The sequence below is a fragment of the Streptomyces sp. enrichment culture genome (genome assembly GCF_964272895.1).
Classification (GTDB): Bacteria; Actinomycetota; Actinomycetes; order Streptomycetales; family Streptomycetaceae; genus Streptomyces.
Genome location: NZ_OZ186832.1, coordinates 6,263,478 through 6,285,276, shown reverse-complemented (window position 1 = coordinate 6,285,276; position 21,799 = coordinate 6,263,478). Strand labels below are relative to the sequence as shown.

The window sequence follows — 21,799 nt, the reverse complement described above, 5'->3', positions numbered from 1 at the left end:
TTTCAGGGCAGGGCGAAGCAGAGGCAGGGCGAAGCATGGGTTGTGCGGGGCGTGGGTTGTGCGGGGCGTGGAGCAGGGCAAAGCGTGGGGCGGTGCTGCGCGTTGGGCGGTGCTGCGCGTTGGGCGGTGCTGAGCGTGGGGCGGTGGTGCCGAGCGTGGGGCAGTACAGGACTTGGGCAGTGCAGGGCAGGGCGAGGCGACGCGCTGTGCTGGTCGAGCCGATGAGGGACGAGTGTGCTTACGCGGGCGAGAACACGTGGTCGCTGATCAGGCGGGCGGCACCGGTGACACCGGCGGTGGGGCCCAGCTCGCCGAGGACGATGGGGAGGTTGCCGGTCGCCAGCGGCAGCGACTGGCGGTAGACCTGGGTGCGGATCGCGGCCAGCAGGGTGTGGCCGAGGCCGGTCACCCCGCCGCCGATCACCACGAGACCGGGGTTGAAGAAGCTGACCAGACCGGCGATGACCTGGCCGGTCCGGGTGCCGCCCTCGCGGATGAGGTCGAGGCAGGTGGAGTCACCGGCGGCGGCCCCGGCGGCGACGTCGACGGCGCTCAGGGCGCCGTGCGTCTCCAGCCGGGCCGCGAGTTCCGCCGACAGCCCCTGCCGGGCGGCCTCCTCGGCGTCGCGGGCCAGGGCCGCGCCGCTGAAGTGGGCCTCCAGGCAGCCCCGGTTGCCGCAGGCGCACGGACGCCCGTCGGGCACGGCCTGGATATGGCCGATGTCGCCGGCGCTGCCCGTCGTACCGCGGTGGACTCGGCCGCCGACGACGATGCCGCAGCCGATACCGGTGCCGATCTTGACGCAGAGGAAGTCGGCGACGCTGCGGGCGACCCCGGCGTGCTGCTCCCCCATCGCCATCAGGTTCACGTCGTTGTCGACCATCACCGGGCAGCCGAGTTCCTGGCTGAGCGCCTCCCGCACGGGGAAGCCGTCCCAGCCCGGCATGATCGGCGGCGCCACCGGTACGCCCTCGGGGAAGCGGACCGGTCCGGGCACGCCGATGCCGGCGCCGTCGAAGCCCTCCGCGAGTCCGGAGGCCCTCAACTTGGCGGCCATGGCGAGGACTTGCTCGAAGACCGCGACCGGGCCCTCGCGCACCTCCATGGGTTGGTTGAGGTGTCCGAGGATCTCCAGCTCGGCGTTGGTGACGGCCACGTCGATGGACGTGGCTCCGATGTCGACGCCGAGGAACCGCAGTCCGGGGTTGAGCCGGACGTTGTGGGAACGGCGGCCACCGCGCGAGGCGGCGAGGCCGTCGGCCACCACCAGGCCGGTCTCCAGCAGCCGGTCGACCTCCACGGCCAGCTTGGACCGTGACAGCTCGACCTGATCCCCCAGCTGTGCACGGGAGTTGGGGCCGCCGTCACGCAACAGCTTGAGCAGCCGGGCCTGGTGAGCGTTCGCGGGTCGTGCCGTCATGCGTCTCACGTGCCCCTCCCCGCCTGGTTTTCGGCCACTGCCGTCTGGCTTTCGAGGGGAACGTAGCAGTGGCCGCCCAGGACTGGGAAGAAGTCGCGCAGGAATTGCCCCCTACTTTTTCCACTGAGAGGACAAAGACGCCCTCAGGCGCGCACGGCCCCCCGACGGCGCTACTGCGAAGCCCTCGCGTGGTGGGCCCGCCGAGTCTGCTCGGTGTGCTCCCGCATCAGCTGCCCCGCCCGCTGCTCGTCCCGCGCGTCGATCGCCGCGATCAGCTCCCGGTGCTCGCTCCAGGACCGCTCCCCCCTCTGCCGCGCGATCGGCGTGTAGTACCACCGCACCCGCCGGTCCACCTGCCCGGCCAGCTCGGCGAGCACCGCGTTGCCGGCGAGCTCCATGACCTTCGCGTGAAAACGGGCGTTGAGCGCGACGGCCGCGTCCGCGTCGCCCGCGGCGACGGCCCGCTCCCCCTGCGCGCACAGCGCCTCCAGCGCCGCCACCCCGGCGCTGTCCGCGTGCGCGGCGGCGAGCCGGGCGGCCTCGGCCTCCAGCAGCGTACGCACGGTGAGGAGCTGGTCGGCCTCCTCCTCCGTCGGCTGGTGCACGAAGGCCCCCTGGGCGGGCCGCAGATCGACCCAGCCCTCGGTGTTCAGCCGCTGCAGGGCCTCGCGCACGGGCTGGCGGGACACGCCGAGGTGCCCCGCGAGCTCCGTCTCGACGAGGTGCTGGCCGGGCTGCAGGGCACGGGTGGTGATGAGTTCGAGCAGCGCCTCGTAGACGCGCTCCCGCAGCGGGCCGGGCCGTTCGAGCCTGGGCACGGCCCCCTGGGGCAGTCCTGACGACAGCATCGCGGTCCCCTCCTCGGCGCCCGGCCGTGCGCGGCAACGGAAAACCCAGTGCCGATTGGATTTTGTCTACACCCTACGGCGCACCATGGCCGCGTCCGGCCCGTCATGACCTCGTCGAGCGCACCGTCGCCTCGTCCGGCGCACCCCGCCCTCCCCAGCAGCGCGTGAAGCGTGACGGCATGCGCGAGGGACCTCGAGGACCGCGCGGACCGGCCCGCGCGCCTCCCCTCAGGGGCAGCGCACGACCTGCCCCGCGTACGACAGGTTCCCTCCGAAGCCGAACAGCAGCACCGGGTCGCCGGTCGTGATCGCGCCGCGCTCCACCAGCTTGGACAGGGCGAGGGGGATGCTCGCCGCCGAGGTGTTCCCGGACTCGACGACATCGCGGGCCACGACGGCGTTCACCGCGCCGATCTTCTCCGCGAGCGGCTCGATGATCCGCAGGTTGGCCTGGTGCAGCACGACCGCGGCGAGCTCCTCGGGCGCCAGGCCAGCCCGCTCGCATGCCTGCCGGGCCAGCGGCGGCAGCTGCTGGGTCGCCCAGCGGTACACGCTCTGCCCCTCCTGCGCGAACCGCGCCGGCTCCCCCTCGATGCGTACGGCGTGTCCCATCTCGGGCACGGATCCCCACAGCACCGGCCCGATGCCGGGCTCCTCGGACGCCTCGACCACGGCGGCCCCCGCACCGTCGCCGACGAGGACACAGGTCGTGCGGTCGCTCCAGTCGGTCACCGCGGACATCTTGTCGGCGCCGATGACCAGCGCCCGCCGCGCCGCCCCCGCGCGCACGGTGTGGTCGGCGGTGGCGAGCGCGTGGGTGAACCCGGCGCACACCACGTTCACGTCCATGGCCGCGGGCCGCGGGATGCCGAGGCGGGCGGCGACGCGGGCCGCCGTGTTCGGGGAGCGGTCGACGGCCGTGGAGGTGGCGACCAGCACGAGGTCGATGTCGGCCGGGGCCAGTCCCGCGGCCGCGAGCGCCTTGGCGGCGGCGTGGGCGGCCAGCTCGTCCACGGGCTCGTCGGGGCCGGCGATGTGCCGGGTACGGATGCCGACACGGCTCCTGATCCACTCGTCACTGGTGTCGACCATGCCCGTCAGCTCCTCGTTGGTGAGCACCCGGGCGGGCTGATAGTGGCCGACTGCGGCGATACGCGAGCCGTTCATGTCTGGCGGTCCCCCTGTTGATGACCTCGGTTACGGGATTCACCAGTCTTGTCAGTGACCGACGGGTAGCCCGGCAGGTGAAGTCACAGGAATCAGGCGCTCGGGTTGTCGGCTTCTGTCAGAGCGACGGGGGGTGCGCGCACCTTGCCGCCCGTGTGCGCGTACCGCGGAGGGGGATGCACCCTCACCCTGCGCGTGCAGGACAATGAGATGTTCGGCTGGCGGCACATACAGAACCGGGACTGAGGCGCACATGGGACGAGTCACGGAACGGCGCAAGGTGATCCGCGTGCGGGACGGGGCCGTCTCCACCCGCCCGGACACACTCGTCGCCGAGGAGCCCCTGGAGATCCGGCTGAACGGCAAGCCGCTGGCCGTCACCATGCGCACTCCGGGCGACGACTTCGCGCTCGCGGCCGGGTTCCTGGTGAGCGAGGGGGTGCTGGCCGAGGCGGCGGACCTGCGGAACATCGTGTACTGCGCGGGTGCCACGGCCGACGGCTCGAACACCTACAACGTGGTCGATGTGCGGACCGCGCCCGGTGTGACCGTCCCCGACTTCACGCTGGAGCGCAACGTCTACACCACGTCCTCCTGCGGCCTGTGCGGCAAGGCGAGCCTGGACGCGGTCCGGACGACGGCCCGCTGGCCGATCGCCGACCGGCCCCCGCTGCGCATCGCGCCGGAGCTGCTCGCGAGCCTGCCCGACCGGCTGCGCGCGGCCCAGCGGGTCTTCGACCGCACCGGGGGACTGCACGCGGCGGCGCTGTTCTCGGCGGACGGCGAGCTGATCGACGTACGCGAGGACGTGGGCCGGCACAACGCCGTCGACAAGCTGGTGGGACGGGCGCTGCGGGACGGGCGGCTGCCGCTGTCGCGGTCGCTGCTGCTGGTGTCGGGGCGGGCCTCGTTCGAGCTGGCGCAGAAGGCGGTGATGGCCGGGATCCCGCTGCTGGCGGCGGTGTCGGCGCCGTCGTCGCTGGCGGTGGACCTGGCCGCGGAGACGGATCTGACCCTGGTGGGCTTCCTGCGGGGCAGCTCCATGAACGTGTACGCGGGTGAGCACCGCATCGCCCTGCGGACCGCGGCCGCCCGGGGCTGACGGTTCCCCGCGTCCCCCGCCGGGCACGCGCTGGGGGCGCCGGCGAGGCGCACCGCGAGATGGGGGGACGTCGGCGAGGCGCACCGCGAGATGATGGGGGGACGCCGGCGAGGCGCACCGCGAGCTGGGCCGGCGAGGCGCACCGGGAGATCATCCCGGCCGGGCGCCCATGGACCTCGCGCCGGGCAGCGGCTAACGTCGCCGCCGATGCCTGCCGACGCGACGGTACGACAGCGCACGGGAACCGGGATCGGTCTGCTGCTGGCCCTGGTCCTCGGGGCCGTGCTGCTCACAGCGCTGCCCGGCGAGGAGCGGTCGGACAAGGCGGCGTGCGAGGCGCGGGCCGTCGGGTCCTGGGCCGTCGACGAGCGGCTGACCGGCGAGTTCGCCCGGTACGGCGACAACGCCGAGCGCACCGACGACTGGACCGGCGGTGACGGCTCCCACTCGGTGCGGCTGCCGGACGGGCGGCTGCTGTGGCTGTTCTCCGACACCTTCCTCGGGTCGGTGCACGCCCCGCCCAATCCGCGCGGCGAGTTCGCGGCCTGGCGGGACGCCGGCGCCCCGATGGTGCGCAACTCGGCGGTGCTGATGCGCGCCGGCCGCCTGGAGCAAACCCTGCCCGCCCCGCTCTTCCCCGACCCCGGCCCCGGTCAGTGGCGCTGGCCGGTCGCCGCCCGGGTCGAGCCCCGCTCCCCCGGCGCCGCCGACCAGGTCGTCCGCGTGGTGCTGTGGGTGCGGACGGCCGGACAGGCCCCGTGGATCTTCGGGGTGCCCACCGCCACCGAGGTCGCCACCCTCTCCCTGCCGGATCTGCGGGTGGAGTCCGTGGTGCGGGTCCACGACCAGCGGTCGGTCGCCGATCCGTCGCGGCGCGTGCTGTTCGGGACCACGCTGGTCGCCCAGGACGGCTGGACGTACGTCTACGGCGGTGACGACGGCCGCCCCGTCGGCCGCCCGGTCTCCTCGGCGTACGTGGCCCGGGTGCCCGAGGGCGGGCTCGGCGACCCGGCGGCCTGGGAGTTCTGGACGGGCCGCGAGTGGTCGGCCGGGGTGCGGCCCGGCGCGGTGCTCGGCGACGGGCGGCGCACCGGGGTGGGCAGCGCCTTCTCGGTGGTGCGGGACGCCGGGACGTACGTGCTGTTCACCATGGCCGGCGGGACGGCCGGGCTGACCACGGTGACGTCGTACTGGTCCTGCTCGCCCACCGGCCCCTGGCACGGTCCCGCCCGTGACTTCACCCCGCCGCTGCCTCCGGGCGGCGTCGCCGCCTACAACCCGCAGGCGCACCCCGAGCTGAGCGGCGGAGGGCGGCTGGTGCTCAGCTACGACGTCAACTGGCTGGAGCCGGCGGACGCCGCCGCGCAGGTCAGCGGGAACGTCGCCCTGTACCGGCCGCGCTTTGTGACCCTGCGGCTGCGGGACGCGGGCTGACCGGCTCGACGGGGTCGTGCGAGCGGCGCCTGGCGATCACCGCGCAGACCATGAGCTGCATCTGGTGGAACAGCATCAGCGGCAGCACGGCCAGCGAGGCGTGCGCGCCGAACAGCACGCTCGCCATGGGCAGCCCGGCGGCCAGGGACTTCTTCGACCCCGCGAACTGGATGGCGATACGGTCCTCACGGCCGAAGCCCAGCGCCTTGGCGCCGTACCAGGTCAGCGCGAGCATCACCCCGAGGAGCACCGCCTCCACGGCCAGCAGGCCGCCCAGCCGCAGCGGGCTGACCTGGGACCAGACGCCCTGGACCATGCCCTCGCTGAACGCGGCGTAGACGACCAGCAGGATCGAGCCGCGGTCGACCAGCCCCAGCGCCTTCTTGTGCCGCGCGACGAAACCGCCCAGCCAGCGGCGCAGCAGCTGTCCCGCCATGAACGGCACCAGCAGCTGGAGCACGATCTGCACCACCGAGTCTGCCGAGAACCCGCCCACGCCGGAGCCCAGCAGCGAGGCCGCGAGCAGCGGGGTGATCACGATGCCCGCGAGCGAGGAGAAGGAGCCGGCGCAGATCGCGGCGGGCACATTGCCGCGGGCGATCGAGGTGAACGCGATCGAGGACTGGATGGTGGAGGGGACCAGCGTGAGGAACAGCAGGCCCTGGTGGAGCGGTTCGGTCAGCAGCACCGGGACGAGGCCGCGCGTGGCCAGGCCGAGCAGCGGGAAGACGACGAAGGTGCAGGCCAGCACGGTGACATGGAGCCGCCAGTGCCTCAGCCCGTCCAGCGCCTCGGCGGTGGACAGCCGCACCCCGTACAGGAAGAACAGCAGCGCGATCGCGGCCGTCGACGCCCCGTCGACCACGTCCGCACCCGTGCCGCGGGCCGGCAGCAGCGCCCCGAGGCCCACCGTCCCGAGGAGCAGGAGGACATACGGGTCGATCGGCAGCCGGGTCGGCCTGCGCAGGCGCTTCACAGTGCTCCACTCGCGTTCGGTTCTCTCCGTACGGGACACATGGGGTCCCCCTCGTACGGGGGCCCGTGGGTCCCCCTCCATCCTGCTCCCCCGCCGCGTGATCGGGAATCCCGTACACCGCACTGACTGTCATCACGAACGGCGATAGGCTCGGGGGCGTGTACGACCCCTCCCAGCTGCGCACCTTTCTCGCGGTGGCCCAGACGCTGAGTTTCACGCAGGCCGCGCGGCGGCTCGGGCTGCGCCAGTCGACGGTCAGCCAGCATGTGCGGCGGCTGGAGGACGCCACCGGGCGGACGCTGTTCAGCCGGGACACCCACTCGGTGGAGCTGACCGAGGACGGCGAGGCCATGCTGGGCTTCGCCCGGCGGATCCTCCAGGTGCACGAGCAGGCGACGGCGTACTTCACCGGGACCCGGCTGCGCGGGCGGCTGCGGTTCGGCGCGTCGGAGGACTTCGTGCTCACCCGGCTGCCGGAGATCCTGGAGCGCTTCCGGCACGACCATCCCGAGGTGGACCTGGAGCTCACGGTCGAGCTGTCGGGCACGCTGCACGAGCAGCTGGCGGCCGGGAAGCTGGATCTCGTGCTGGCCAAGCGCCGGGCGGAGGATCCGCGCGGGCAGCTGGTCTGGCACGACCGGCTGGTCTGGATCGGCGCCGAACGGCTGCGGCTGGACCCCGACCGGCCCGTCCCGTTGATCGTCTACCCGCCGCCGGGCATCACCCGTGCGCTGGCGCTGGAGGCGCTGGAGCGGGAGGGCCGCGAGTGGCGGATCGCCTGCACCAGCGGCAGCCTCAACGGGTTGATCGCGGCCGCGCGCGCCGGGCTCGGGGTCATGGCCCACTCCCGCGGTCTGATCCCCCCGGGCCTGGCCCGCGTCCCGGACCGGGCCGGCCTGCCCCAGCTGGGCAAGGTCGACTTCGTCCTCCTGCACAACCCCCGCCGCACGCCCGCCCAGGGCCCGGCGGAAGCGCTGGCGGCATCGGTACTGGCGGGCGGGGTACGCCCCTGAAGCGGCGCGGGGACCCGCGCGACCGGCCGCGGCGAGCCGGCACCCCGCGACGGCCGGCGAACCACCCACCCCCAACCCGGCGCCCGTCCCACCCCGAACCCGGCGCTCGTCCCACCCCGAACCCGGCGCCCGTCCCACCCCGGACCCCGCGCCCGTCCCGCCCGGTGCCGGTCCCGTACAGATTCCGTGGAGATTGGGCCGCCCAGGACTCACCGGACGCCCCGGCACACGCCCAGGTGAGGTACCTTTCACGGCGCTGTGCGGAGCGGCGCCAGTCGAAGGCGGGAGCGGGTTTGCGCGAGTTCACCAACCCTCCGTTGGCGTCGGCACCGCCGGTGGGCGGCCTGGCCGACGTCGTCTTCGAGCACGCCCAGGAGGACCCGCTGCACATCGCGCTCGGCCGCAAGGACGAGGCCGGGCAGTGGCGGGACGTGACCGCGGCCGAGTTCCGCGACGAGGTGCTCGCGCTGGCCAAGGGCCTGCTCGCGCAGGGCGTACGGTTCGGCGACCGGGTCGGCATCATGTCCCGCACCCGCTACGAGTGGACCCTGTTCGACTTCGCGCTGTGGACGATCGGCGCGCAGGTGGTGCCGCTGTACCCGACGTCGTCGGCCGAGCAGTGCTTCTGGATGCTCCACGACGCCGAGGTGACGGCCGCGGTCGTGGAGCACGAGGACCACGCGATGACCATCGCCACGGTGATCGACCGCCTGCCGCGCCTCGGCCGGCTCTGGCAGCTGGACGCGGGCTGTGTGCGGGAGCTGTACGACGCGGGGGCGCACCTGGACGACGAGGTGGTGCACCGGCACCGCCGCGCGGTCACCCCCGAGTCGGTGGCGACCGTCATCTACACCTCGGGCACCACCGGCCGCCCCAAGGGCTGTGTCCTCACCCACGGCAACTTCATGTACGAGGCGGACACCGTGGTCCGGCGCTGGGAGCCGGTGTTCCGCTCCGGAAAGGGCGACGAGGCGGCGACGCTGCTGTTCCTGCCGCTCGCGCACGTCTTCGGGCGGATGGTGCAAGTGGCCGGGATCCGCGGCAAGGTGCGCTTCGGGCACCAGCCGCGCCTGGACGCCGCCGCGCTGCTGCCCGATCTGGCCGCGTTCCGGCCCACGTTCGTCCTGGCCGTGCCGTACATCTTCGAGAAGGTGTTCGCGGCGGCCCGCCGCAAGGCCGAGAAGGAGGGCAGGCTCGGGGCGTTCGACAAGGCCGTCGACGTGGCGGTGCGCTACGCCGACGCGATGGAGGCGAGGGCCTGGGGCATCGGGCCGGGCCCCTCGGCCGGACTGCGCGTGCAGCACCAGCTGTTCGACAAGCTCGTCTACTCCAAGGTGCGCGCGGCGATGGGCGGCAGGATCCGCAACGCCATGTCGGGCGGCTCGGCGATGGACCGGCGCCTCGGACTGTTCTTCGCGGGCGCGGGCGTCCAGATCTACGAGGGCTACGGGCTGACCGAGTCCACGGGCGCGGCCACCGCCAACCCGCCCGAGCGCACCCGCTACGGCACGGTCGGGCAGCCCATACCCGGCGTGACCGTGCACATCGCGGAGGACGGCGAGATCTGGCTGAACGGACCGGGCGTCTTCCAGGGCTACCTCAACAACCCCAAGGCCACCGACGAGACCCTGCACGACGGCTGGCTGGCCACCGGTGACCTGGGCCAGCTGGACGAGGACGGCTATCTCACCATCACCGGCCGCAAGAAGGAGATCCTGGTGACCTCCGGCGGCAAGAGCGTCTCCCCCGGCCCGCTGGAGGAGCGGGTGCGCGAACACCCGCTGGTCCACCAGTGCGTGGTCGTCGGCAACGACCGCCCGTTCGTCGCCGCGCTGGTCACCCTGGACCGCGACGCCGTCGACCACTGGCTGACGATGCGCAACAAACCCCGGCTCACCCCGGCCGAACTGGTCCGCGACCCTGACCTGGAGGCCGAGATCCGTCGCGCGGTGGTCGCGGCCAACACCCTCGTCTCCCAGGCCGAGTCCATCCGGACCTTCCGCATCCTCGCCCAGCCCTTCACCGAGGAGCACGGACTGCTCACGCCGTCCCTGAAACTGAAGCGCAAGGCGATCGAGAAGGCGTACGCGGCGGAGGTCGACGCGCTGTACCGGGTGTGACGGCTGGATTTGGCGGTCAGGAATGCATCACGGCGTGTGATCGTTGACGATGTGAGTACCACCTGACGACAACCGAAGGATCGAGAGCTCGTGAGCAGCAAGGTCCCCCCGATCATCCTCAACAACGGCGTCGAGATGCCCCAGCTGGGATTCGGCGTCTGGCAGGTGCCGGACGACGAGGCGGAGCAGGCGGTCACCACCGCGCTGGAGGCCGGGTACCGCAGCATCGACACAGCGGCGATCTACGGCAACGAGAAGGGCACCGGCAAGGCCGTCGCCGCCTCCGGGATCCCGCGCGAGGACATCTTCGTCACCACCAAGCTCTGGAACAGCGAGCAAGGGTACGACTCCACGCTGCGCGCCTTCGACGAATCCCTGAGCAAGCTCGGCCTGGACTACGTGGACCTGTATCTGATCCACTGGCCGACGCCGTCGCGCGACCGGTACGTCGACACCTACCGCGCCTTCGAGAAGCTCCACGCCGACGGCCGCGTCCGCGCCATCGGCGTCTCCAACTTCCTCCCGGAGCACCTCGAGCGCCTGATCGCGGAGACCTCCGTGGTCCCCGCGGTCAACCAGATCGAGCTGCACCCCCACCTCCAGCAGCACGCCTCCCGCGAGTACCACGCCGAGCAGGGCATCGCCACCGAGGCATGGTCCCCCCTCGGCCAGGGCAAGGGCCTCCTCGAGGTCCCGGCCATCGTCGCCATCGCCCAGAAGCACGGCCGCACCCCGGCCCAGGTCGTCCTGCGCTGGCACCTCCAGCTCGGCAACGTCGTCATCCCCAAGTCCGTGACCCCGTCCCGGATCCAGGAGAACATCGCCGTCTTCGACTTCACCCTCGACACCGAGGACCTGGCCGCCATCAGCGCCCTGAACGAGAACCGCCGCCTGGGCCCGGACCCGGCCACCTTCGCCTGACCGACCGGCCGCCGCCGGGCGCCGCCGGCGCCGAGCGCCCCGGGATCCGCACCGGAACCCGGGGCGCTCGCGCATGCCCCGCGGGCCCGTCAGACGGGTCGGGTCGCCGTGTGGACCGTCTGGGCCGTCAGGACGAAGACATCGGGGCGGTGGTGGAGGCTCGCGGGGTCGTCGGGGTCGAGGAGGCGGTCGAGGGTGGTGCGGTCGTCGGGGTCGAGCTCGTCGGCCATGGCGTCGCGGAGGCGGGTGAGGGAGGCCGTGACGTAGGCGCGGGCGCGGTCGGTGGCGGGGGCGGGGAGGTCGAGGAGGAAGGTGCGGGTGCCGGTGGGCTTGAGGCCGGCCGCGGTGAGCAGGGCGGGCCAGTCCTCGATCTCGTCGACCGTGCCGGGCAGGGAGGCCCGCATCCGCGCGAACCACTCCGCCTCCAGGGCGTCCAGGCGGGCCTGGAGGCCGGGGCGGCCGATGCCGATGTCGCGGGGGAGGTAGCGGGAGGGCAGTCCGTCCTCCATGAGGGCGAGCGTGCCGCCGGGGGCGAGGTGTTCGGCGAAGGCGGCCAGACCGGCACGCTGGTCGCCCAGGTGGTGCAGGCTGCGGCTCGCCCACAGCAGGTCGGCGGGGTAGTCCAGGTCGCCGAGGACGCCGGGCAGTTCGCCGGCCAGCGTGCCGAAGCGGTCGGCGACGCCCAGGCGCTCCGCGCGGGCGCGGGCCCGCTCCAGCAGCGGCTCGGTGCTGTCGACGGCGACCACGCGCGCGCCGGGGAAGGTGTCGGCCAGCAGACACGCGACCACGCCGGGTCCGCTGCCCGCGTCCACGATCAGACCGGGCTCCGTCTGCCGCTTGGCCAGCCAGGCCAGGGCGTGCTCGTACAGCGGTGTGAACAGTTCCGCCTGCGACTCCAGCAGGGGGCCCATCTCGGCCCAGTCGATGTCGGTCGAGTCGTGGTGGTGGTGGTGCCCCGCGCCGTGCTGGTGGGGCGTGTGGTGTGCGTGCGCCATGGTGGTCAGCCTCTCCTCGGGTTGTCGCCAGCGTGCGCCGACGCACCGGGGAGAGGCCAGTCGTCTTGCCGGAACGGCAAAACCGGGCGTGGTCCGCCGGGACCTTCCCTGGGGTCCGGGCGTGGTCCGCCGGGACCTTCCCTGGGGTCGGTCCCGGCGGGTCACGCGGTCACCGGGTCAGGACAGCGGCGGGTAGGCGTTGCGCATCAGCTGCTGGAACTGCGCGGAGAACCACTGCCCCGAGAGCGGGGCGTCCGGGAGGGCTCCGGACATGTTGTTGTTGTTCCGCGGGTTGCCGGTGTACGTGGGGTCGCACATCCGGTCGAAGCCCTTGCCCTCGTCGTTCGGGATCTCCTTGCTGGCGCCGTCGGACTCACCCGGCGGCTTCATCCAGACGTAGGCGTCGATGCCCGGCTCGGGAGCGGCCTTCGGGCGTTCACCGAGGCCCGCGCCGGCCTGGTTGCACCAGTTGCCCGTGTTGATCCGGCGGTCGTAGCGGCCCCCGTCGACATAGGTGTCGACGCTGGTGGTGGCGCCGGGACCGGTGGGCCGCGCGGTGCCGCCCCAGCCGTTGCGGGAGGTGTCGATCAGCATGCCGATCTTGGAGTCGAAGCCGACGGAGACCAGCTTGTCGCGCATGGCCTGGGCGTACGACAGCTCGTCGACGTAGCGGTTCCAGTCGACCCACTTGGACTGGCGTACGGAGGTCCCGTTGACCATGTCCGTGATCTTGAAGTGGTCCTCCTTCAGGGCGCTGTAGTTGGCGGTGTTGACGATGAAGCCGTGCACATCGGCGACGGTCGCGCCCTCGGTGGTCGCGGCGGTCTTGAAGATGTCGGCGGAGGGGCCGAAGTTGTCGTCCCAGCCGAGCCAGCCGTGGTGGCCCGCGTCGACGTAGTTGTAGACGTTGGGGATGTCGCCGAGCTTGTTCAGGGCGTAGCCGACGCCCTTCTGGTAGTTGCCGTTGGCCTTCATCACATCGCAGTTGGGCGTGGCGGTCGCCCGCGGGCTGACGTTGGTGACGAGGTTGGGCAGGGAGTCCAGCTCGACCGTGGTGACGATCCGCAGGCCGCGGTACTTGGGGTCGGCGAGGATCGCGGCGATCGGGTCGATGTACTCGGTCTTGTACCGGCCGATCTCGGTCGGGCCCAGCTCGCCGTTGGAGGCGAGCGCCGCACAGTCACGGCCGGGCAGGTTGTAGATGACCAGCTGGATGTAGAGCTCGCCGGTGCCCTTCTGACGCAGCGCCTCGTCGAGGTGGGCGCGCAGCCCCATCTTGCCGCCGGCGCCGTTGATCGCGGCGATCCGGTCCAGCCACACCCCGGTGGGCTGGTTGGCGATCCGGCTGCCGCCCGGCTCGGCGGCGGCGTTCGCGGACCACTCGGGGTTCACGTATCCCTTGGCGCCGGCGTAGGGGTTGTCGACCCGGCCGGTGGGTGTGCCCGGGTCGGTGGGGCCGGGGGTGGTGGGACCGCCACCGCCGTCGACGTTGCAGGTGACGCCGTCGAGCGTGAAGGTCGCCGGGACCGCGTTGCTGCCGCTGTAGGTGCCCTGGAACCCGAAGCTGACCGAACCGCCGGTCGCCAGCGAGCCGTTGTAGGACTCGTTGGCGGCGGTCACGACGGCGCCGCTCTGGGTGACGCGCGCGTTCCAGGCGTTGGTGACGCGCTGGGTGCCGCCGTACGTCCAGCCCACCGACCAGGAGGACTTGGCGGCGCCGTTGTTGGTGACGGTCACGGCGGCGGTGAAGCCGCTGCCCCAGTCGTTCTGCACCTTGTAGTCGACGGTGCAGGGCACCGCCGCGATCCCGGCGCCGCCGGGGACCACGGCGAGGGCGGTTCCGGAGGCACCGGCGACGAGGGCCAGGGCGGCGAGCATCGCTGTTCTGCTACGGCTCATGAGTGCGGGTTCCTTTTCCAGGTGGGGTTGTCCGGGTGGTACGCGCGCCGCACCACGCCATGACGTGATCGGCGAAGGAGTGCAGGCGGAAGCGCTCGCCGAACTCGCGAGCGGAGAAAGGCAGGTGCGGGGTCACCGCCGGGCGTCATCGGCGCGGCCGGCCCCGAGGGCAGGCCCTGGCGGACGCGGTGGCCGCGCCGGCGCATGGCAGAACGGAACGCGGGGGGTGTCGCATGAGCGATTCCTTGCCGTCCGGGCGAGCTGTGGCAGCTCGCGTCGACTGGTGGAGTCGCTCCCACTGGTGCGAAGGAAGGTAGCGCCAAGCGTGGGTAAAGGACAGGGGCCCGACTTGACTTTTCCTCGAACAGGTTCATCGAATCTTTTCGACTCTTCAAACGCCTTGACCGAATACCACCCCGCTCTCACTATGGGAGCGCTCCCACTGGTTCAAGCCTTGACATCTTTCTCCGAGCCGCAAGGAGGAACCAGCACGTGCATCCCCCACGCAGACGCAAGGGCCTACGGCGGGTGTGGACGACCGTCGTGGCTGCTCTGGCGCTCCCCCTGACCATGCTGAGCACGGGCTCGACGCCCGCTCAGGCAGCGCCGCTCCAGTGCAGCGTCGACTACAAGACCAACGACTGGGGCTCCGGCTTCACCGCCGACCTCACGCTCACCAACCGGGGCACGGACCCCATCAACGGCTGGACCCTGACGTACTCCTACACCGGCAACCAGCGGCTGACCAACGGCTGGAACGGCACCTGGTCCCAGTCCGGCCAGACGATCACGGTACGGAACGCCTCGTACAACGGCACGATCGCCGCCGGAGCCGCGGTGTCGACCGGCGCCCAGTTCACCTACAGCGGCACCAACGCGGCACCGGCCTCCTTCTCCGTCAACGGCACCCCCTGCACCGGCGCCCACCAGCCGCCGATCACCGTGCTGACCAGCCCCGCCGCGGGCGCGGTCTACACACAGGGCGACGCCGTGCCGCTCGCGGCCACCGCGGCCGCGGCCGACAACGCCTCCATCACCAAGGTGGAGTTCTACGACGACACGACGCTGCTCGGCACCGACACGACCGCGCCGTACGCGCTGTCGGTCAGCAACCTGGCCGTCGGCAGCCACTCGCTGGTCGCGAAGGCGTACGACAGCCTGGGCGCCTCCGCGAACTCCACGCCGGTCGGCATCACGGTGGCCGCGGGCCCGTCGGTCGTCGCCAGCCCCACCCAACTCCCGGTCCAGCAGGGGAAGACGGGCACCTACGAGGTGAAGCTGTCCACGCAGCCCTCCTCCAACGTCACCGTCACCACGGCCCGCACCGGCGGCAACACCGGTCTGTCCGTGACCGGCGGGGCGAGCCTGACCTTCACCCCGGCGAACTGGAACACCGCGCAGAAGGTGACCATCACCGCCAACTCCACCGGCACCGGCGCGGCGACCTTCGAGTCGACGGCCACCGGGCACGCCAAGGCGACGGTGACGGTCACCCAGATCGCCGCGGCGAAGGAGTACGACGCCCGCTTCCTGGAGCTGTACGGGAAGATCACCAACCCGGCGAACGGCTACTTCTCCCCCGAGGGCATCCCCTACCACTCGGTGGAGACACTGATCGTCGAGGCGCCCGACCACGGCCATGAGACCACCTCGGAGGCGTACAGCTATCTGCTGTGGCTCCAGGCCATGTACGGCAAGGTGACCGGCGACTGGTCCAAGTTCAACGGGGCCTGGGAGATCATGGAGAAGTACATGATCCCCACCCACGCCGACCAGCCGACCAACTCCTTCTACAACGCCTCCAAGCCCGCCACCTACGCGCCCGAGTACGACACCCCGAACGAGTACCCGTCCCCGCTGGACACGGGCGTCTCGGTCGGACCGGACCCGATCGCCGGTGAGCTGAAGTCCGCCTACGGCACGGACGACGTGTACGGCATGCACTGGATCCAGGACGTCGACAACGTCTACGGCTACGGCAACTCGCCCGGCAAGTGCGAGGCCGGACCGACCGACACCGGACCGTCCTACATCAACACCTTCCAGCGCGGCCCGCAGGAGTCGGTGTGGGAGACCATCCCGCAGCCCACCTGCGACGCCTTCAAGTACGGCGGCAGGAACGGCTATCTGGACCTGTTCACCAAGGACGCGTCCTACGCCAAGCAGTGGAAGTTCACCAACGCCCCCGACGCCGACGCGCGCGCGGTGCAGGCCGCGTACTGGGCGGACATCTGGGCCAAGCAGCAGGGCAAGGGCTCGGCCGTCTCCGCGACCGTGAGCAAGGCCGCGAAGATGGGCGACTACCTGCGCTACGCCATGTTCGACAAGTACTTCAAGAAGATCGGCAACTGCACCAGCCCGTCCTGCCCGGCCGGCACCGGCAAGGACGCCTCGCACTACCTGCTGTCCTGGTACTACGCGTGGGGCGGCGCCACCGACACCTCGGCGGGCTGGGCCTGGCGCATCGGCTCCAGCCACGCGCACGGCGGCTACCAGAACCCGCTGGCCGCGTACGCGCTGAGCGCCTACGACCCGCTGAAGCCGAAGTCCGCCACGGGCACCGCCGACTGGGCGAAGTCCCTGACCCGGCAGATCGAGTTCTACCGCTGGCTGCAGTCCAGCGAGGGCGCGATCGCCGGCGGCGCGACCAACAGCTGGGCGGGCCGCTACGCGACCCCGCCGGCCGGCAAGTCGACGTTCTACGGCATGTACTACGACGAGAAGCCCGTCTACCACGACCCGCCGTCCAACCAGTGGTTCGGCTTCCAGGCGTGGTCGATGGAGCGGGTCGCCGAGTACTACCAGCAGACGGGCAACGCGGCCGCCAAGGCCGTGCTCGACAAGTGGGTCGACTGGGCGCTGTCGGAGACGACGATCAACCCGGACGGCACCTTCCGGATCCCGTCGACGCTCCAGTGGTCGGGCCAGCCCGACACCTGGAACGCCGCGAACCCGGGCGCCAACAACGGGCTGCACGTGTCCGTGGTCGACTACACCAACGACGTCGGTGTGGCCGCCGCGTACGCCAAGACCCTGACGTACTACGCGGACCGCTCGGGTGACACCCAGGCGGCGACGACGGCGAAGGCCCTGCTCGACGGCATGTGGAAGAACCACCAGGACGCCCTGGGCATCGCCGTCCCGGAGAACCGCGCCGACTACAACCGCTTCGACGACCCGGTGTACGTCCCCAGCGGCTGGACCGGGACCATGCCGAACGGCGACGTCATCAACTCCTCGTCGACGTTCGAGTCCATCCGTTCCTTCTACGAGGACGACCCGGCCTGGTCGAAGATCGAGTCGTATCTCGCGGGCGGCGCGGTGCCGTCCTTCACGTACCACCGGTTCTGGGCGCAGGCGGACATCGCCCTCGCCATGGGCTCGTACGCGGAGCTCCTCGAATAGCCCCCGCCGGGCGCTCCGCGGGTCGGGACGTGGGTCGGTCCCACGCCCCGGGCACCTCACCGCCGAGCGCCTGAGAGTTCCGCGTACGTGGTCTCGTCACCTGACGGCGAGGCCGGCCGGCCGGGTGGCCCCCTCCCGCACGGGGGCCGCCCGGTCTCCCCATGCCTTTCCACCCCCATGAGGAGAGGATCCCCACCGTGCGAAGAACCCGCATCCTCACGGCCGTGTGCGCGCTCGCGGCCGGGCTGCTGGCCGGGGCGCCCGCCGCGGTCGGCGCCCCCGCGAGCGCACCCGAGCCCGCGCGCAGCGAACCGGCGGCGATCGCCGCCGACACCTACACCTGGAAGAACGCCCGGATCGACGGGGGCGGCTTCGTCCCCGGCATCGTGTTCAACCGCAAGGAGAAGAACCTCGCCTACGCCCGCACCGACATCGGCGGCGCCTACCGCTGGGTGGAGTCCACCAGAACGTGGACCCCGCTGCTGGACTCGGTCGGCTGGGACGACTGGGGGCACACCGGCGTGGTGAGCCTCGCCTCCGACCCCGTGGACCCGAACAGGGTGTACGCGGCCGTCGGGACGTACACCAACGACTGGGACCCGAAGAACGGCGCGGTGATGCGCTCCGCGGACCGGGGCGCGACCTGGCGGAAGACCGACCTGCCGTTCAAGCTGGGCGGCAACATGCCCGGCCGCGGCATGGGCGAGCGGCTCGCGGTCGACCCGAACCGCAACAGCGTGCTGTACCTGGGGGCGCCCAGCGGCAAGGGCCTGTGGCGGTCGACGGATTCCGGTGTGACCTGGTCGCAGGTGTCCCACTTCCCCAACGTGGGCAACTACGTGGAGGATCCGGCCGACACCTCCGGCTACAACTCCGACAACCAGGGCATCGTCTGGGTCACCTTCGACGAGTCCACCGGCACCGCGGGCAGCGCCACAAGGACGATCTACGTCGGTGTCGCCGACAAGGACAACGCCGTCTACCGTTCGACGGACGCGGGCGCGACCTGGCAGCGCCTGCCGGGTCAGCCGACCGGCTACCTGGCCCACAAGGGCGTGCTCGACGCGGCCAACGGCTATCTGTACCTCGCCTACAGCGACAAGGCGGGCCCCTACAACGGCGGCAAGGGCCGGCTGTGGCGGTACGCGACGGCGTCCGGCACCTGGACGGACATCAGCCCGGTCGCCGAGGCCGACACCTACTACGGGTTCAGCGGCCTGACCGTCGACCGGCAGAGGCCGGGCACGGTGATGGCGACGGCGTACAGCTCCTGGTGGCCGGACACCCAGATCTTCCGCTCCACGAACAGCGGCGGCACCTGGACGAAGGCGTGGGACTACACCTCGTACCCCGACCGCGCGAACCGCTACACGATGGACGTCTCGTCGTCCCCCTGGCTGACCTGGGGCGCGAACCCGTCGCCGCCCGAGCAGACGCCCAAACTGGGCTGGATGACCGAGGCGCTGGAGATCGACCCGTTCAACTCCGACCGCATGATGTACGGCACGGGCGCGACGATCTACGGCACCGAGAACCTCACCAACTGGGACCGCGACACCCGGTTCACCATCAAGCCGATGGTGCAGGGCCTGGAGGAGACGGCCGTCAACGACCTGGCCTCTCCCCCGTCGGGCGCCCCGCTGCTCAGCGCGCTCGGTGACGTGGGCGGCTTCCGGCACACGGATCTGACGAAGGTGCCGGCGATGATGTACACCTCGCCGAACTTCACGACCACCACCAGCCTGGACTACGCGGAGTCCGACCCGAACACGGTGGTGCGGGTCGGCAACCTGGACGCGGGCCCGCACATCGCGTTCTCCACCGACAACGGCACCAACTGGTTCGCGGGACAGGACCCTTCGGGCGTGAGCGGCGGCGGCACGGTGGCCGCGGCGGCCGACGGCAGCCGGTTCGTGTGGAGCCCGCAGGGCGCGGGCGTGCATCACACGACCGGGTTCGGCACCTCGTGGGCCGCGTCCTCCGGGATCCCCGCAGGGGCGATCGTCGAGTCCGACCGGGTCGACCCGAAGGTGTTCTACGGCTTCAAGTCCGGGAAGTTCTACGTCAGTACAAACGGCGGCGCCACCTTCACCGCCTCCGCCGCGACCGGCCTGCCCAGCGGGGACAGCGTGCGCTTCAAGGCGCTGCCCGGCACCAAGGGCGAGGTGTGGCTGGCGGGCGGGGCGAGCGACGGGGCGTACGGGCTGTGGCACTCCACCGACGGCGGGGCGAGCTTCACCAAGCTGGCGAACGTCCAGGAGGCCGACGCCATCGGCTTCGGCAAGGCGGCGGCCGGCGCCTCGTACCAGACCCTCTACACCAGCGCCGAGATCGGCGGGGTGCGGGGCATCTTCCGCTCCACGGACAAGGGTGCGACCTGGACCCGGATCAACGACGACGCCCACCAGTGGGGCTGGACGGGCGCCGCGATCACCGGTGACCCGCGGGTCTACGGCCGGGTGTACATCGCCACCAACGGCCGGGGGATCATCTACGGCGACTCCTCCGACTCCGGCGGCGGCACCGGACCCGGGCCCGCGCCCACGGGCGCCTGCGCGGTGACGTACAAGGTCACCAACCAGTGGGCGGGCGGCTTCCAGGCGGATGTGCGGCTGTCCAACACCGGGACGAGCGCCTGGAACGGCTGGGCCCTGAGCTGGACCTTCCCCGACGGCCAGACGGTGTCCCAGATGTGGAACGCCGAGCACTCCGCCTCGGGCGGGACGGTGACGGCGAAGAACGTCGGCTGGAACGCCACGGTGGCCGCGGGTTCGTCGGTGAGCTTCGGCTTCACCGGCAGCTGGTCGGGCACCAACGGCAAGCCGACCGCGTTCAGGATGGGCGACCGGTCCTGCACGGTGAGCTGAACCGGGGGGCGTGCCCGTCGCGGGGACGCCCCCTTGTCCCTCGCTCCGATCAGCCGTGGCGGGCGTCCTCGGGCGCCGGGAGGTACCGTCGCGCCAGCTCCGCCACCGTCGCCGCGATCCGCTCGCGCAGGGCGGCGGGTTCGAGGACCTCGATGCCGGTGCCCAGGCGCAGGAACTCACCGTGAGCGTGGTCGACGGACTCGATGGGTACCGTGGCCACGGTCCAACCCTCCTCGTCCGTACGTCCGTTCGCGCGGACGGCGTCCCCGGCGCGCCCGGTCAGCGCCACGCCGGGGGCGAGTCGCACGACCGCCTCGGACCGGTGCAGCCGGGCGAGGAAATCCCGCTGGTAGGCGGTCCAGTGGGCGGCCAGATCGAAGTCGCCGGGGCGGGCGAAGTCCTCCCCGGTCTCGGTCAGTTCGAGGATCTGGTCGACTCTGTAGGTGCGCGGGCCCGGCGCGGCGACGACGTACCAGCGTCCCGCCTTGAGCACCAGCCCGTACGGCTCCAGGCGCCGCTCGACGTCGGTGGGCTCGCGCCAGCGGCGGTACGTCACCCGCAGCGCGCGTCCCCTCCAGACGGCGTCGGCGACGGCGGGCAGGAAGGGCGGGTCGTCGGCGTCGGTGTACCAGCCGGGCGCGTCCAGGTGGAAGCGGCCGGCGACCCGGTCGGCGTGGGCGCGCAGCTCGGCCGGCAGCGCGGCGCGCACCTTGAGCTGGGCGGCGGCCAGGAGCGGGCCGAGGCCCAGCTGGGCGGCGGGTCCGGGGACGCCGGACAGGAACAGCGCCTGGGCCTCGCCGGCGGTCAGACCGGTGAGCCGGGTGCGGTAGCCGTCCAGGAGGCGGTAGCCGCCGGCGTGGCCCGCGTCCGCGTACAGCGGGACACCGGCCGCGGTGAGCGCCTCGACGTCCCGGTACACCGTACGGACCGAGACCTCCAGCTCCTCGGCGAGCTGGGCCGCGGTCATCCGGCCGCGGGTCTGGAGCAGCAGCAGGACGGAGACGAGTCGGCTGGACTTCACTGCCACAGGATGTCAGTGAAGGGCTCCTAGCGTGCGGCCATGGCTTTCGAGGAGAAACTGCTGACCGTGCCGCCGCCGATCGAGGTGGCCGGCCGGCACATCAAGCGCTACCACGTGACCGCCGACCCGGCGGGCATCGCGCCCGAGGTGCAGGAGGCGGCGTACGCGATCCTGCCGCAGCTGCTGCCGGAGCCGGACGGCACCCCGGCCGCGACCTTCGTGGTGCTGCACCGGGGCGGTGACGACGGCGTCTATCTGAACGCGTACAGCTGGGTCTGGGACAACGTGCTGCACTTCCGGGGCGCGGCCGCGGGCCAGCCGGTGCTGGGCTGTCCGGACGGCGATCCCACGCACTTCGTCACCGTCGACCGCAACTGGATCGGCTGTGTCTGGGAGCTGCCGCCCCTACAGCACGAGCGGGACGCCTGGGTGCGGCATCTGCTCGCGCCCGGCACACCCGACCTGGCCGCGTATCTGGCCGACAGCATGCCCGAGGGCACCACCGGAGGACGTTCCTGAGCAGCCCGCGCGGCTGCCGCACCTGGGTCACCGGGGGCTGACCCGGCGGCTGTTCGACCCGGAGTCGAGGTGCGGGTGCGGTTCGTGTGGTC

General features: G+C 72.0%; 15 protein-coding genes. 8 read left to right on the top strand and 7 right to left on the bottom strand.

The annotated features are described in order from the left end of the window. Window positions 1–238: 238 nt before the first annotated feature. The 3 genes from ACSU6M_RS28105 to ACSU6M_RS28095 all read right to left on the bottom strand — a co-directional run bounded on the left by ACSU6M_RS28105 (window position 239) and on the right by ACSU6M_RS28095 (window position 3,435). The gene (locus tag ACSU6M_RS28105; protein WP_437073337.1) at window positions 239–1,420 is read right to left on the bottom strand and encodes an ROK family protein; all 1,182 of its coding nucleotides are present in this window, start codon (window positions 1,418–1,420) and stop codon (window positions 239–241) included. Window positions 1,421–1,590: 170 nt separating this feature from the next. After that, window positions 1,591–2,268 (bottom strand): GntR family transcriptional regulator, encoded by a 678-nt coding sequence (locus ACSU6M_RS28100; protein WP_437073336.1) that lies wholly within the window; start codon window positions 2,266–2,268, stop codon window positions 1,591–1,593. Between the two features lie 228 nt (window positions 2,269–2,496). Further along, window positions 2,497–3,435: a beta-ketoacyl-ACP synthase III gene (locus tag ACSU6M_RS28095; RefSeq protein ID WP_437073335.1), complete on the bottom strand. Its 939-nt coding sequence runs from the start codon at window positions 3,433–3,435 to the stop codon at window positions 2,497–2,499. Window positions 3,436–3,688: 253 nt separating this feature from the next. Between ACSU6M_RS28095 and fdhD the strand changes: the two genes are divergently transcribed. After that, a complete protein-coding gene (gene fdhD, locus ACSU6M_RS28090; protein WP_437073333.1) occupies window positions 3,689–4,537 on the top strand; it encodes a formate dehydrogenase accessory sulfurtransferase FdhD in 849 nt (282 codons plus the stop codon). A 207-nt stretch (window positions 4,538–4,744) separates the two neighbouring features. Beyond that, window positions 4,745–5,971 (top strand): DUF4185 domain-containing protein, encoded by a 1,227-nt coding sequence (locus tag ACSU6M_RS28085; RefSeq protein ID WP_437073331.1) that lies wholly within the window; start codon window positions 4,745–4,747, stop codon window positions 5,969–5,971. On the opposite strand, the gene ACSU6M_RS28080 is transcribed toward ACSU6M_RS28085, so the two are convergent. Continuing rightward, window positions 5,907–6,947, bottom strand: coding sequence for a bile acid:sodium symporter family protein (locus ACSU6M_RS28080; RefSeq protein WP_437075388.1), 1,041 nt, complete (start codon window positions 6,945–6,947; stop codon window positions 5,907–5,909). The genes ACSU6M_RS28085 and ACSU6M_RS28080 overlap by 65 nt on opposite strands. A gap of 158 nt (window positions 6,948–7,105) precedes the next feature. On the opposite strand from ACSU6M_RS28080, the gene ACSU6M_RS28075 reads away from it, so the two are divergent. The 3 genes from ACSU6M_RS28075 to ACSU6M_RS28065 all read left to right on the top strand — a co-directional run bounded on the left by ACSU6M_RS28075 (window position 7,106) and on the right by ACSU6M_RS28065 (window position 11,001). Continuing rightward, a complete protein-coding gene (locus tag ACSU6M_RS28075) occupies window positions 7,106–7,960 on the top strand; it encodes a LysR substrate-binding domain-containing protein (protein WP_437073330.1) in 855 nt (284 codons plus the stop codon). A 293-nt stretch (window positions 7,961–8,253) separates the two neighbouring features. Then, the gene (locus ACSU6M_RS28070; RefSeq protein WP_437073329.1) at window positions 8,254–10,080 is read left to right on the top strand and encodes an AMP-dependent synthetase/ligase; all 1,827 of its coding nucleotides are present in this window, start codon (window positions 8,254–8,256) and stop codon (window positions 10,078–10,080) included. A gap of 90 nt (window positions 10,081–10,170) precedes the next feature. Beyond that, window positions 10,171–11,001 (top strand): aldo/keto reductase, encoded by an 831-nt coding sequence (locus ACSU6M_RS28065; RefSeq protein WP_437073327.1) that lies wholly within the window; start codon window positions 10,171–10,173, stop codon window positions 10,999–11,001. Window positions 11,002–11,090: 89 nt separating this feature from the next. Here the strand turns inward: ACSU6M_RS28065 and ACSU6M_RS28060 are convergent, their stop codons facing one another. Continuing rightward, complete coding sequence (locus ACSU6M_RS28060; protein WP_437073326.1) at window positions 11,091–11,996, bottom strand: class I SAM-dependent methyltransferase; 906 nt, start codon at window positions 11,994–11,996, stop codon at window positions 11,091–11,093. Between the two features lie 177 nt (window positions 11,997–12,173). Continuing rightward, the gene (locus ACSU6M_RS28055; protein ID WP_437073324.1) at window positions 12,174–13,895 is read right to left on the bottom strand and encodes a glycoside hydrolase family 6 protein; all 1,722 of its coding nucleotides are present in this window, start codon (window positions 13,893–13,895) and stop codon (window positions 12,174–12,176) included. Window positions 13,896–14,387: 492 nt separating this feature from the next. Here ACSU6M_RS28055 and ACSU6M_RS28050 point away from each other — a divergent pair, with 492 nt between their 5' ends. After that, window positions 14,388–17,300 (top strand): glycoside hydrolase family 48 protein, encoded by a 2,913-nt coding sequence (locus ACSU6M_RS28050; protein WP_437073323.1) that lies wholly within the window; start codon window positions 14,388–14,390, stop codon window positions 17,298–17,300. 197 nt (window positions 17,301–17,497) lie between these two features. Continuing rightward, on the top strand, window positions 17,498–20,167 hold the full coding sequence (locus ACSU6M_RS28045; RefSeq protein WP_437073321.1) for a cellulose binding domain-containing protein: 2,670 nt from the start codon (window positions 17,498–17,500) through the stop codon (window positions 20,165–20,167). A gap of 49 nt (window positions 20,168–20,216) precedes the next feature. On the opposite strand, the gene ACSU6M_RS28040 is transcribed toward ACSU6M_RS28045, so the two are convergent. Further along, window positions 20,217–21,188 (bottom strand): helix-turn-helix transcriptional regulator, encoded by a 972-nt coding sequence (locus ACSU6M_RS28040; protein ID WP_437073319.1) that lies wholly within the window; start codon window positions 21,186–21,188, stop codon window positions 20,217–20,219. A gap of 39 nt (window positions 21,189–21,227) precedes the next feature. Here ACSU6M_RS28040 and ACSU6M_RS28035 point away from each other — a divergent pair, with 39 nt between their 5' ends. After that, complete coding sequence (locus tag ACSU6M_RS28035) at window positions 21,228–21,707, top strand: hypothetical protein (RefSeq protein ID WP_437073318.1); 480 nt, start codon at window positions 21,228–21,230, stop codon at window positions 21,705–21,707. Window positions 21,708–21,799: the final 92 nt, after the last annotated feature.